13 protein-coding genes are annotated in these 13,112 nt (G+C 48.6%); 8 read left to right on the top strand and 5 right to left on the bottom strand.

Going from position 1 to position 13,112, the window contains the following annotated elements; genetic code table 11:
- Window positions 1–196 precede the first annotated feature (196 nt).
- The 5 genes from K7J14_RS00310 (at window position 197) to K7J14_RS00290 (ending at window position 4,868) form a co-directional block, all read left to right on the top strand.
- Window positions 197–1,270: an MraY family glycosyltransferase gene (locus K7J14_RS00310; protein ID WP_230752055.1), complete on the top strand. Its 1,074-nt coding sequence runs from the start codon at window positions 197–199 to the stop codon at window positions 1,268–1,270.
- A gap of 23 nt (window positions 1,271–1,293) precedes the next feature.
- Complete coding sequence (locus K7J14_RS00305) at window positions 1,294–2,319, top strand: GNVR domain-containing protein (protein ID WP_230752054.1); 1,026 nt, start codon at window positions 1,294–1,296, stop codon at window positions 2,317–2,319.
- Window positions 2,316–3,824: an SLBB domain-containing protein gene (locus K7J14_RS00300; RefSeq protein WP_230752053.1), complete on the top strand. Its 1,509-nt coding sequence runs from the start codon at window positions 2,316–2,318 to the stop codon at window positions 3,822–3,824. The genes K7J14_RS00305 and K7J14_RS00300 overlap by 4 nt, the downstream gene beginning before the upstream one ends.
- 257 nt (window positions 3,825–4,081) lie before the next feature.
- Entirely contained in the window at window positions 4,082–4,699 is a 618-nt protein-coding gene (locus tag K7J14_RS00295) for a hypothetical protein (RefSeq protein WP_230752052.1), read from the top strand.
- A gap of 16 nt (window positions 4,700–4,715) precedes the next feature.
- On the top strand, window positions 4,716–4,868 hold the full coding sequence (locus K7J14_RS00290) for a hypothetical protein (RefSeq protein WP_230752050.1): 153 nt from the start codon (window positions 4,716–4,718) through the stop codon (window positions 4,866–4,868).
- Window positions 4,869–4,953: 85 nt separating this feature from the next.
- Here the strand turns inward: K7J14_RS00290 and K7J14_RS00285 are convergent, their stop codons facing one another.
- Entirely contained in the window at window positions 4,954–5,736 is a 783-nt protein-coding gene (locus K7J14_RS00285; protein ID WP_230752048.1) for a hypothetical protein, read from the bottom strand.
- Window positions 5,737–6,002: 266 nt separating this feature from the next.
- On the opposite strand from K7J14_RS00285, the gene K7J14_RS00280 reads away from it, so the two are divergent.
- The 3 genes from K7J14_RS00280 (at window position 6,003) to K7J14_RS00270 (ending at window position 8,838) form a co-directional block, all read left to right on the top strand.
- On the top strand, window positions 6,003–6,812 hold the full coding sequence (locus K7J14_RS00280; RefSeq protein ID WP_230752047.1) for a helix-turn-helix transcriptional regulator: 810 nt from the start codon (window positions 6,003–6,005) through the stop codon (window positions 6,810–6,812).
- 51 nt (window positions 6,813–6,863) lie between these two features.
- Window positions 6,864–7,490, top strand: a complete 627-nt coding sequence (locus tag K7J14_RS00275) for a P-loop NTPase family protein (RefSeq protein ID WP_230752046.1) — start codon at window positions 6,864–6,866, stop codon at window positions 7,488–7,490.
- A gap of 535 nt (window positions 7,491–8,025) precedes the next feature.
- Window positions 8,026–8,838 (top strand): hypothetical protein, encoded by an 813-nt coding sequence (locus K7J14_RS00270; RefSeq protein WP_230752045.1) that lies wholly within the window; start codon window positions 8,026–8,028, stop codon window positions 8,836–8,838.
- 13 nt (window positions 8,839–8,851) lie between these two features.
- Here the strand turns inward: K7J14_RS00270 and K7J14_RS00265 are convergent, their stop codons facing one another.
- The 4 genes from K7J14_RS00265 to K7J14_RS00250 form a co-directional block, all read right to left on the bottom strand.
- Entirely contained in the window at window positions 8,852–9,904 is a 1,053-nt protein-coding gene (locus K7J14_RS00265) for a LacI family DNA-binding transcriptional regulator (protein ID WP_230752044.1), read from the bottom strand.
- A gap of 65 nt (window positions 9,905–9,969) precedes the next feature.
- The gene (locus tag K7J14_RS00260) at window positions 9,970–11,325 is read right to left on the bottom strand and encodes a family 4 glycosyl hydrolase (RefSeq protein ID WP_230752042.1); all 1,356 of its coding nucleotides are present in this window, start codon (window positions 11,323–11,325) and stop codon (window positions 9,970–9,972) included.
- Window positions 11,326–11,348: 23 nt separating this feature from the next.
- Window positions 11,349–12,206, bottom strand: a complete 858-nt coding sequence (locus K7J14_RS00255; protein WP_230752041.1) for a carbohydrate ABC transporter permease — start codon at window positions 12,204–12,206, stop codon at window positions 11,349–11,351.
- Window positions 12,206–13,093: a carbohydrate ABC transporter permease gene (locus K7J14_RS00250; protein ID WP_230752040.1), complete on the bottom strand. Its 888-nt coding sequence runs from the start codon at window positions 13,091–13,093 to the stop codon at window positions 12,206–12,208. Before K7J14_RS00250 ends, K7J14_RS00255 begins: the two co-directional genes overlap by 1 nt.
- Between the last annotated feature and the right edge of the window lie 19 nt (window positions 13,094–13,112).

The raw sequence follows: 13,112 nt of genomic DNA, 5'->3' as shown, positions 1-13,112 counted from the left end.
GTAAAAGACGTTAAACAGTATATAGGATTTTTACCTTTTTTTGTTTTGTTTATCTACACTTCACGGACTATAGAAAGAGGCTTTCTTTTTTATAGTTTTATTTACATTGTAACGAACATTGACCATCTCATGTTTTCTCTATAAACTTTATGCAAGTTTTTGATATTAGAAAAATTGGAGATATACTTAAAATATCATGACGCATTATATGTATCTGCTGGGCATAGCCTTCGTCTCATCGGTTGTTTCAATTTTCTGCGTGTTATTGTTTTCCCGACATTTCGGCCTCTACGACACCGTTGACGCCCGCAAGGTGCATACCGGCAACATTCCCCGGCTCGGCGGGGTGGGGATGTTCCTTGGGTTTGTAATCGGGCTCATCGTTTTTGCCCTGGATACCGGAATGGATAATTTTCTTGGAGTAAAAATCTGGAATCTGATAGCCAGTTGCGCCCTGATATTCGTAATGGGAGTCTGGGACGACATGCGGCCCTGGCGCGCGCGCTATAAACTCATGGTACAGATACTCGCCGCCGTCATAGTCCTTTCTGCCGACTTCACCTTCCACAGCATCAATTTCTCCGCCCTCAGGCTTAACTGGAACATGGGCTGGATGCGCTATGTAATTACTTTCTGCTGGATAATCGGCGTTACCAATGCCGTAAACCTTATTGACGGCATAGACGGCCTGGCCGGAAGCGTATCAGCCATGTCGGCTTTTACTTTTGGACTCTTTTTCCTCCAGACTGGAAACACCGGAGGTATGTTCATATGTTTCCTGCTTGCGGTCGCCATTATGGGCTTTCTTGTGTTTAACCTGCCTATTCCTAAGGCTAAAATCTTTATGGGAGACGGCGGAAGCCAATTCTTGGGTTACATGCTTGCCGTTTTGCCCCTCCTACCGAACGGAAAGGGCGGAGCAACCGTATCCCTTCCGTTCGCAGCCGCTGTTCTCATGATTCCCATATTCGACACCTTCGCCGCCTTGTGGCGCCGCTCCCGTGAACACCGCAGTTTCTTCGATCCCGATAAATTCCACCTCCACCATAAACTCATGATGCTCGGCTTTACCGCTCGCGGCAGCCTCCTTATTCTTGTTGTATTCCAGCTCATAATCGGGCTCTTGATCGCAACCTCCGCCCGCATACACGGCTTTTTGGCCCTGACCCTCCTCTTTGCCGTGTACCTGCTCGGCCTTCTCTTCTTTACTGTGGTGCATATACGGAAAGAAGAAATTCTTGAAAAATCGAAACTTATTGAAACCGAATAACATCCCGTCTGTTAGAGAGTAGTATGAACGAACAAGAAACCCTTTCCTCCCCTGAAGACGAGATCGACCTCATCGATCTCGTTTCTGTGTTGTTAAAACGAAAATGGCTCATCATCGGCATTACCGGACTTTCTATGATAGGAGCCCTGCTTTTTGCTGTCGGATCCCTTCTATTACCCCCGGAAACCTCCTACCTTCCGAACGAGTACACGCCCAAAGCTCACATGATGATAAACGATTCGTCCTCGTCCGGCGGAGGCATGGCTTCCATGCTCGCTTCGAGCGGGCTAGGGGGGCTAGCGAGCCTTGCAGGAGTCAACGTAGCCTCCGGCTCCACCTATAGCGCCCTTGCGGTGTATTTGGCGGGAACCAATTCCTTTCTGGATTCGGTCGTGGACCGTTTTAACCTGATCGAACGGTATAAAATTGAAAAATCTCCCCGGGCGGAAAGCCGCAAGGCGCTTAAAGAAAAACTTTCCGCGTCTATGGACGACGAAGCCGGCGTGTTTACCATCAGTTTTACAGACATAGATCCCGCCTTTGCCCAAGAAGTGGTTAACTACTCCGTGCAATACATGGAAGAGCGTTTTACCGAGATGGGTTTGGATAAAAACAAGCTCCAAAAAGAGAACCTTGAAGCCAATATTCAGAATACCTACAATGAAATACTCAAGCTGGAAGCAGAAAGCCAAAAGCTCGACCGTGCGGCCGGGATGGGGCAATATACCGCGAACGGATCATCCATGGTGCTGGAAGCGACCCGGATAAAAAGAGAGCTTTCCGCCCAGGAGCAGGTGTATACCCAGCTTAAAACCCAGTACGAACTGCTCAAAGTTCAGATGGCGAGCGAATCGCCGGTGTTTCAGGTGTTGGAGTACGCGGAGGTTCCTGACCAGAAATCAGGCCCCTCCCGCGGAATGCTTTGCATCATCATAACCTTTGCTGCCTTCTTCGGTTCGGTTTTTCTTGTGTTCGTGCTCAACGCGTGGGATAACATCAAAAAGGATCCTCTGGCCATGGCAAAGCTTTCCGGAGGAGGCTCCAAATGAAAAAACACGGTTCAACGCTGTTATTGTTGATTTTCAGTTCACTTATATGGGCCCAGGAAATGAACGCTCAAACACGAGGTCAGAGCTCCAACGCACAGGAAATGGATGAAGGTTCTGTGCGTATCGTAGAAAAGAACTCCTTTAACCCTCAACTTGCTCTTTCTTCAGCCTTTTATCCGGTCACTCCCGGCGACGTATACACTCTCGCGTATGCGGCTGGCACGGTGCCGGTTACCTATTCCATTCTGGTGGATACCTCCTTCCGTGTCAGGGTCGCGAATCTCGCGGTGATCGATGCGGCTGGCATGAGTTTTTCTACCCTGAAAGAGCGTGTGGAAACTATAGTGAGCAAAAACTATCCCTTGAGCGGAGTCCAGTTCGGGCTTGCGAGCCCGGCAATATTCCGCATCACGATTAAGGGAGAGGTGAAAAAGACTGCCGAACAGGACGCCTGGGCCTTGTCGCGATTGTCGGACGTGATCGAACCCCATTTGACCCGGTATTCATCTACCCGTAATGTAAGCGTAACTTCCATTTCAGGGAAAACCGCTCATTACGACCTTTTCAAGGCAACCCGCTTTGGCGACCTTTCTCAGAACCCGCTGGTTCGTCCCGGGGATGTAGTAACCGTGAACAGGGTAGAGCGGGAAATCACTGTTACCGGCGAGGTTGAGCGCCCCGGAAAGTACCAGCTCTTGAGCGGTGAAGGGCTTAAAGAGGCAATCGAGTATTACGGCAGCGGGCTTACTCCCGTCGCGGACGCGAGCAGGATAGAGCTGGTGCGCTATGTGGAAAGCTCCTTTGCCGCCGGTGAAAAAATTTTTCTGGATACCAAGGACATTGAAGCCAACGCCGAACTCAAGAATTTCGATTCTATCTCTGTCAGCCCCATATCGGACCTGATTCCCGTAATGTTTATGGAGGGTGCTGTAGGAGTTTCTGATCCGCTGGAAGTGACCCCCACGCCTGAAACCTCATCGCGCATACCGGTGCGCTTTAACCAGGGAGAGAACTACGCCTCCCTTGTGCGCCGCTATAAAAACTCCTTTTCCGCCGTGTCGGACACGGCGAACGCCTACATCATCCGGGAAGAACGCCAGATACCGCTCAATCTTAACCCCATGCTCTACGACGCGGCCTACCGCAGCGACTACCAGGTAGAAAAAAACGATGTGCTCATCATCCCCTTCCGCCAGTACTTTGTAACGGTTTCAGGCGCTGTCCAGACTCCCGGCCGTTACCCCTACATTCCGGACAGAGACTGGGAATACTACGTGTCTCTTGCCGGCGGCTTCAATACTTTGAAGAACTCGGGCGAATCGGTGCGCATCACCGATGTCCTCGGTAACAAGCGTAAAAAAACCGATCCGATAACCCCTGAAACCGTGATTACGGCGAGGTCGAACTCGTTCACCTTCTACTTCAACCAATACGCGCCGATCATCACCACGACCCTTACGGCAGTATCGACCTTCCTTACGGTGCTGGCCGTAACCGGCAATTAACATACACCGGATTTGTATAATCAAACCGCGATTCGTTCAATCGAATCGCGGTTTTTTTTTGCTCCGTAACAACCAGATGATACTACCTTGCCCTTTAACTTGTTAAAAGAAATTAATAATTTTTCTTGAAATTCTCATATCACGGTATAGAATAAAGACATATCTGAGAAAATTACTATTTTAGACATTATTTGAAGTTTTGACGGATTTTTTCAGTAATATGGTCATCCATAATTAATTTTCGGTGAGGTAAGAAAATGTCAGAATACAAGTTTTACAATACAAAATTTATCTTTTGGGTATTGAATGGACAAGTAATTGAACAACGACATTTTACTTCCACAGATGTTCGAGGCAGAACCCAAAATGACGGGAAACTATATGTTGACAGTAAAACAACGGAAATGAATGAAGTCTGGATTAGAGGCACCGATGGATCGGAATTTAGCCTGACGTTAGCAAACAGCAATTTACCATTACGAAATGGACAGGATGTATCCATCTTATGCATAAAAAAGGAAAACGATCAGCAGGGTTTATATTGCGGCATTAAAAATAAAGCTACGGGAAAATGGTTTCAGATAAAATCAGGCGGGGATATCGCAACCCGGTATGGACTTGTTAAAACAGGTTGTCTGAAAAGCGTATGGATACTTATCAAGATGATACTGTTATATATTGCTGCGCTATTGGTATCGTATTTTGCGTATTTATATATAACGGGAAAAGAGCTTGGAGGGGATACGATCTCTCAAATATCTTTCGCCGTTGTAATTGCATACGCTGCTTTTAAATTCTTTCGATATGCAAAAGTTAATAATGGAAAATGTTCATTACTCGACGATCATATCGCCGGGCTAATGAATTCATTATAATATTCAGGAGGTAATTATGGGCGGCTCTCAGAAAAAGATCCCTACAGGGGCAGTGGTTAATCATGTCATGAAACTACTCGCAGCATTTGTAAGCGGGGATCTTAACAGGGTAACTTCAGAGAATGAACGCTGGAAAGAGTACGTTAGTAAGACAACAAGAAATAATTAACGTATCATTCCTCTATAACCGTTCTGATGAATGCTTGCGGCTTCAATTCTTCTTACGGAATTGAAGTCGCTACCCTCGTCTCTGATTATGGGACGCCGTAATGCTTGAATACGCCGATTTGGTAGATGTGACTAAACAGAACGTCCGATACATCGTAGTTTCCTTCACCGCTCTCCCATGAGAAATTCTGGGTATACGCGCAATGAACCTCGTCGTAAAAACTCACGCGCATCAGCTCGTTTTGATCATTATATTCATACTCGTTTCTCACCGCTGGCTTCGATACGGTCATTCGGGTACACTTGCCGCTGTCATTGTACGAATATGAATAATTTCCCCATCCTTCGCTTTCCATCAGCCCAAGACGGTTTTTATACCAACCGAAGTTCTTTTCGTCTATGTTGGACTTGATTTGAACCAACTCATCGTCCTGCCATGAATATTCATATGTGAAAAACGCAGTTCCATCGAGATTCATCGACTGCCGCACAACCCGTCCCTGTTCATCGTAGGAAAAGGTTCGGGCTGCTTTGGCTACCTGTGCGGTTCCGCCGTCAAAAGTGCCGCTGATCTGCCCCTTGTCATTATACTTTATGATAGTATTGAATGTGCCGATTACCGCTCCCGTCTTTGCGTTATAGTTGGTTTTCCTGATCTCGATCAGCTGTCCCTGCTCGTTATACACATACGATGCGCCGGAAAAAAGCATTCCGGAACTCGTAGCATTCCATGAGGCGACCCGGCGCGCGCCTTGTTGTGCCGTATCCGATCCTGCAGATTCGTCCGTAATGTTGGAGCATGAACCGGTAAGCGCTATGATTACAATAATCGACAGGAATGAACCGATACGTTGACAATATTTTTTCATGCGAACTCCTTTTCAATATGATGTTTTTCAAAAATCAGTATAGCATGTAATAAAAGCATATCAACGATTTGCCGGGGCGCAGGGCAGCTAAAAAGGGGATATTCATAGTGTCATTTCGGAATAATCCAACTAAATCAACTCTTTCCCGAATTTATTTTATTGACAGTAAAATAGCGTCAGGATGCTATCCCAACACCAAGTCTCTCGCGCGCGAATACGAAACGAGTACTGCAACGATTTCCCGGGATATAGAGTTTATGCGGAATATGCTGAATGCTCCCATTGAATACTGCGCATCGCATCGGGGGTTTTATTATTCCCGGGAGACATACCGTCTTCCCGCGGGTTTCGCAGAATCCGATGACATACAAGCACTCGCGTATGCGAAAACCTTGCTGTCAATCTATGAAAAAACGCCAATATATACGTCCGTCAAGAAAATTCTGACCCTTATCTCACCTATCCCTGATTACGCCTCGCTGGATACACGCATAATTGCCCCTACACCGGCGACATATCCAATTAATACTGATCTTTGGGAATTAATCGTGTCAGGTCTGAAAGAAAACCGTATACTCGTATTTGATTATCAAAGCGAATGGAAAAAACCCTTTGAACGCCGGCTAGTTCACCCATATCAACTGGTATTTGATAATGGCGCCTGGTACCTTCTGGGCTATGCGGAAGAACGAAAGGGAGTAAGAACATTCTCGCTTTCGAGAATTAAAAACATAGCCCTTACTTCAACGAGATTTCAACTTCCTGATTCCTGGGACTACCGCTCCATCCATGGAAACAGTTTCTTTGGCGTTTTTGCCGGTTCGGAATCATTCCACTTTAAATTAAAGTTTTTAAGCGAGTTCGCTTTATGGGTAACGGAACGCAAATGGGCGAATGATCAACAGGTTACCGAATTGCCGGACGGGATCTTGCTCGAGTTTACCAGCACCCAATACGGGAAGGTTATCGAGTTTCTTCTGTCAAAAGGATCGTATGCCTATCCGCTTGAGCCTCCGCAGTTAGTCAAAGATTGGGAATGGCATGTAAAAGAGATGAATACACATATATCGGTATAAAAAAAATCAGGTACATCATTCAGTGATATACCTCGACGGTATACTGATTCCATGCTTGATTATACACGTATCCAACAATCTATCGTTGCATTCTCCGAGGCGCCTGCAGCCCTTGAAACGGACTGTCAGGGGAAAAACTTCCGGAGCGGCGACCTTCTTCATTCCATTAAAGCCGGAGATTGCTGGGTAAATACACATATCTTTTGTCGTAGCGGCAGGAACGACGAAGAGTACGGCTATACGTTTCGCGAAATTTGCGTACGACTACAACCAGATACAGTATATCGGCTTGCTTTTTGTCTGGCTCTCTACAACAGCCAAAATAAAAGCGAAGAAGCGTTATTAAAGATTCTTGAAGGGCATAAAAACGAGTCAGCACCCGCAGAGTTTGCGGATCTTTTGCGGGAAACCTGTGGCTGGTTATTTTGGGAACATCAATTTACCGCTATTCTTCGGCTGTTCACCCTTGATCGCGATGAGCCTCATAGACTTCTTGTGCAATATAAGCGCCGGGGATGCTTTGACAAACCAGTATCCTCATCCTGGAAGATTCGGGGGACTCCTTTGTTGGATCTCATGGAAGCGAACATGCTTGATAAAAAGAATATATATAGACTGCTCCTGAAACCGGCTTGGGTGATTTATAACGAAATAAGCAAAGAAGGAGTAATACGATGATTCAAAAGAATGTATTTGTTTTTCTGCACGTTCTTTGTAGGTTTTGTCCTTTTATCATGGTCATCTCCTTTTTATCCATCTCGGACTTTAATCCATCACTCCTGAAGCTGCTTTGCTGGACACTGCTAACGCTATTTGTACATGAGACGCACAAGCGGATAGAAACACGTGCCCGGAGATTTTTAACGAATATGCCCATACAGTTTGCCGCTATTGAAAATGAATGTACCTCTTTACACTTGTCTTCTGTTCTCATGGAAACCAGAAAACGAGAAATCCGGTACGGCATGGAAAAAATCGGCTTGATTGACGCATTATCGAAAAAACTCTGTACAATTATCCCGTTTATGGGTTCCGTGGATTTTCTGGGTTTTCAGTCGGTACAATTACATCATGCAGGTTCTTCAACCGATTTCATTAATGACAATTACTCTTTATTCATGTACTGTAATTCCCTTTTATCAACGGGCTCTATCATTCTGTTCCTGATTGTTGTCGTTTGGTGTATAATAACTACCCGAAAAGTGAGTAGATAATGAGTTTTACCTGCAAGGATTCAATACAGTTGATTTCCGACTTTGTGAATTCAAAGTTACACGGCTATATTAATGAATTGCGTTTTTTTTCATTTTCGGAGCTTGAGCACGATAGAGATTTTGGCCTCACGACAAATGGAAGTTTTGACGAAGACGATACAGAATTGGCTCGGGCAATACTGTTCTTGATTTGGTATGGAAGATTGCCTGAATTATCGTTTGAAGAAATCGGTTCCGGAAAAAAATATAGAGGAGACACGATCAATACCTTCAATACTTTGTTTGGCAAAGAAGATCAATACAAAAATTTGATCACGGAAAGTTCGTTTGATGCGACGATCACGGCATTCAAGAAGAAGTATGTAACGATCGGAAATTTCATGTTAATGCCTAATTCTACCGGAGGTACCGGTAATGGAATCACATCAATCAACTGTTATAGAGGAGTCGGCAGCGGATGGTTCGATTATTTTGACAAGTTCTTGATTGAACTGGATACGTGTTTGAAAGGTAATACAAACGATGCAAATGAGAAGCTGCAAACGCTTGTAAGCGAGAACAGCTTTTATTTTGGGAAAATAAATACGATTCAGAAATTTTGCGAAATTAATTATCTGGATTCATATCTATTGAATACTGAAGTACAGTCGCTTTTTACGCCTTATATGTATCATTGGAAATTCAAGAAAATCGATAGTGAAGTAAGGCAATTATTCACCCATTTTGCAATCAGCTATATCAATCACGTTGAAAAAATTATCAATCGACGTTCCCTGAAAATGCTACAAATCATCATCGATAGAATGAAGTAAACGAGTATATCCATTAAAGTCCATCGTTCAGTACTCCTGCATTTTCCGGAAAACGCTTCACAGAATTCCTGATTTCCAGGCGGACGGGGAGGCGGACGTCGCGTTCGGCCGTTTCTTCGCCGCGGATTAATCGCATAAGCGTGTCTACCGCGAGCCGGCCTTTGGCGGCTACGTCCTGGTGGACGGTGGTGAGGCGAGGGCGGATGAGGCGGCCGAAGATGTTGTCGTCGAAGCCGGTGATGGATACGCGCTCGGGGACGTCGATGCCCTGGGCCTGGTAGTGGAGGATCGCTTCGGCGGCGTAGTAGTCGGAGGACATGATAAGTGCGGTGAACTCCCTTGTATCCGCAAGGACGGCGTCGTACTGGGCTTCCCGTTCGTGCGCCTCTTTGGATAGCGGGATAAAGCAGTCGATCGAAAGGATTGTTCCGCTTTCCGCGTAGGACAAGCGGCAGCCTTCGAAACGGGAGAGGTCGCTTCCGGGAATCTCCGAGGCGTTCGCGAGAAAAGCTACGTTCCGGTGCCCCATGCTCATCAAGTAGTTCGCGATCTCCCTGCCGCCGCGGCGGTCGTCCAGGCCGATGTTCCGGTAGCGGGGATGGTCCCCATGGTAATAGCAGTCGATAAAGACGATCGGGGTTTCTACAGAATCAAGGATGCGCCCGCACATTTCGTCCGGCACCCATAAAAGCACCAGACCGTCGAGCTTCCAGGTAGAAGCGAGGCGGAGCACGTCTTCTTCGTCTCCCGTGGTGTGGATCATGGTAAAGTAGCCCGAGTTTTTGATTTCCTGTTCAAGGGAGCCGAGAATGGCCGAGGTGAACGGGTCTTCGATGACCGTTTCGTTGTCGCGCGGCTGGACGAACATGATCACGCCGATGATGCGAGAGTTGTTGTGCGCGAGTATTATGGCGCCCATGTTCGGCGCGTATTTTTCCTGCTTTAAAATTGCGTTCACTTTTTCCAGGGTCGCCGGGGAGACCTTGGCGGTGTTGCCGTGAAGCACGTTCGATACGGTGGTGGGGCTTACTCCTGCCAGCCGGGCGATTTTTTTGATGGTTGCCATTAGATTATTCCGCCAAAAACGCGCAGAACGCGCATTAGTAAACGCATTCTGCACATTTTTGGCCCTTATTTCAAGTAACCGAGCCAGCGCGGCTGCTGGTCTATCATCCGGTTCGTCATCTCTTCCAGGCGCGAGGCTTGATGGACCACCGGATTTGCCAGCAGGGCCTGGATCACGTAGTCCTTCCTGCCCGTGATCGCGGCCTCGGCAGTCAGGTCGTACACCCCGCAGTACGAACGCAGGAGAGACGCGTAGCCTTTGGGGATATGTTTGACCGGAATGCCGTTGACTCCCGCGCTGTTTATTACGGCGGGGACTTCGACCGCGATCCAGGAGGGAAGCTCGTCGATTAATCCGTTGTTGACCAGGTTCACCGCCGATTCCTCGAATCCTTCGTTGTTCAGGATTCCGTCGATGATCGGCACCACGCGCTCGCTGGTTTCAAGCTTGATTTCGTGCCGCGTCGTCTGCGAGAGCATGATCTTGTAGGCGTCGTAGAAGTCCACGATGCCGCGGTGGTCCACCACGTCCCAGGCCCAGCCCAGATATTCGCCGAAGTGGCTGTCCGTGGTGATGGGCAGGAGGCTGTATTTTTCCAGCATGAACTTGACCAGGCGGCGGTCCGCCCATTCGTAGCGGCTCTTGATCAGGGCGCCCTGCTTGTCGAACTGTTCGGACTCTTCCATTTTTCCGGTAGCGCGCCACTGGTCCAGAAGGTCGCTGTAGCCGGGTTCATGCAGGAAAAAGTCGTGGGCTTTTTCGAGCACCTGGGGGTAGAGGTCCCGTCCGGTAACGGCGTCCTTGAGCTCCAGCATGCAGCTGAAGTGGTTGAGCCCGGCGGCGCGGAAAAAGAGGTCTTCCTTTTTTTTGCCGAGCATGCGCGGGAGCCACTTTGAAAGCCAACCGATCTCGTGGCACATGCCGATGAAGCGGGCTTGCGGGAACGCGCGCTTTACCGCCGTGCAGATTGCCGTCATCGGGTTCGAGTAATTAAAGATGTACGCCTCGGGGCAGATTTCCATCGCGTCTTTTACGATGGCCAGAATCGGCGGAATGATCCTGAGGGCGTGGAATACGCCTCCGGGCCCGCCGTTTTCCCCGTAGACCTGATGCACTCCGTACTGCATCGGAATCTTCCAGTCTTCGTCCCACAGCTGGAAGCGGTTTCCCACTTCTATAGAAGAAATGATGAAAGAAGCTCCCTTGAAGGCCGCCCTCCTGTCCGTGGTCGCGTTCACCGTGAACGGCAGCTTGTTCGCCTCGATAAAGGCCTTTGCCGTTTTCAGCGTGTTATCCGCCGCCTCGGCGTTGATGTCCAAAAGCGTGATCTCGCTTCCCGCCAGAGTTTTGCTGCAGAAGATGTCTCCCAGCGTGCCGCAGCCGAACTGGGCGCTCCCTGCTCCTACCAATACGATTTTCATACCGTCTCCTTGCAATCGCTCGTTTATTTTATCGAACCTTCCACCATTCCCCGGATGATGTAGCGCTGGGCCAAGAGGTACAGCGCGATCAGCGGCAGCATGGCGATCAGGGTTGAGGTCAGAATGAGATCCCACTGTTTGAGATAGGCCCCGGCAAAGGCGGTTACCGCGATCGGAATCGTCTGGACAGCACCGTTGGAGCCGAGCACCAGCAGGGGCAAGAGGTAGTCGTTCCATATCCAGATTCCGTTCAAAATCAGCACCGTTACGATGATGGGCTGGAGCAGGGGAAAGACTATCTCGAAAAAGGTCCGGGCCCGCGAACAGCCGTCTATCGTGGCGGATTCTTCAAGTTCCCAGGGAATCGTTTTGATGAAGCCGTGGAACACGAAGATGGAAAGCGGGCTTCCGAATCCGAGGTAGGCGAACACGATTCCCGGGATGGTTCCCAACAGGCGGAAGTGGATGGTTTCTCCCACTATGCGCATCCAGCGGACCAGCGGATACATGAGCACCTGGAAGGGGATTACCATGGCCGCCACGAATATCATAAAGATGATCTGCGACCATTTCGTCTTGTTCCGCACCAGCACCCAGGCGCACATCGAGGAGAAGAGCACGATGACCAGGAGAGACAGGAAGGTGATTGCGACGCTGTCTCCGAAGGCTTCCATGTAGTGCACCGTGGAATTGCTGAATATCAGATATATGTTCGTAAAGAGCTGTCCCCAGCGTTCAGGCGGCGCCATTACGTTGAAGATTATTTCTTTGGACGTTTTCGCCGAATTGAGCACGACCAGGGCGAAGGGAACCATGAACAGAAGAAACATCAGTATGGTCAGCCCTTCCAGAATGGTCTGTTTCAGTTTTTTTTCCGTCATCACATTTCCACCTCTTTCTTTTTATTGACCGAAACCTGCACCAGGGCTACCAGCACCAGGGCGACGAAGAGTATTACCGCTTTCGCCTGGGCTTCCGCCATGCGGTTGGCGGTCGCGGTGTTGAAGATGTTCATCGCCAACAGCTGGCTCGCCTTGACCGGCTGGTCCAGAAAGCGCGTCGCCGGCCCTCCGTTAGTGAGCGTAAAGTTCATGTCGAACTGCTTGAACGACGAGGTGAGCGTGAGAAAGAGCGATATTGTGAACGCGTTTGCCATCATCGGAATCAGGATGTGAACCACCCGGGAAGGATAGCTCGCTCCGTCTACGTTGGCGGCTTCCATTAACGACGCCGGTATTCCCTGGATGGCCGCTACGTAGATCAGCATGATGTAGCCGGCGTACTGCCAGGTATTGACTGCCGCCATCGTCCAGATGACCGTGTCCGGGCGGCTCAAGAGGGACACTTGCAGAAATTCGAGGGCGAGGGTTTTACCCAAGCCCGTGACGATATTGTTCAGGATGAACTGCCAGATGTAGCCGAGCACGATTCCGCCAATCAGGTAGGGGACGAAAAACCCGGCGCGGAAAAAATTGCGGAAGCGTATGTCGCTCGTTACGATAAGGGAAATAGCAAAGCTGACGACGTTCACCAATACGATGTTGATGACCGTGTAAGCTATGGTTATCAGAAACGAAAAGAGAAAATCCGGCGCGGAAAACAGGTACCGGAAGTTCCTGAGCCCCACGAAGGCGACGTTGTCGTTTACGCCGTTCCAGTCGGTCATCGAATAATAGAGGCCGAAAAAAAACGGTACGACGATGATAAGCGTGAATGCGATCGCGCAGGGCGCGATGAAAAGCGCGTTGACGATTCGGCTTTGCTTCATGAAGAAACTCCTCGATACT

Source organism: Teretinema zuelzerae, from assembly GCF_021021555.1.
Classification (GTDB): domain Bacteria; phylum Spirochaetota; class Spirochaetia; order Treponematales; family Treponemataceae; genus Teretinema; species Teretinema zuelzerae.
This window is presented reverse-complemented; position numbering and strand designations above follow the sequence as displayed.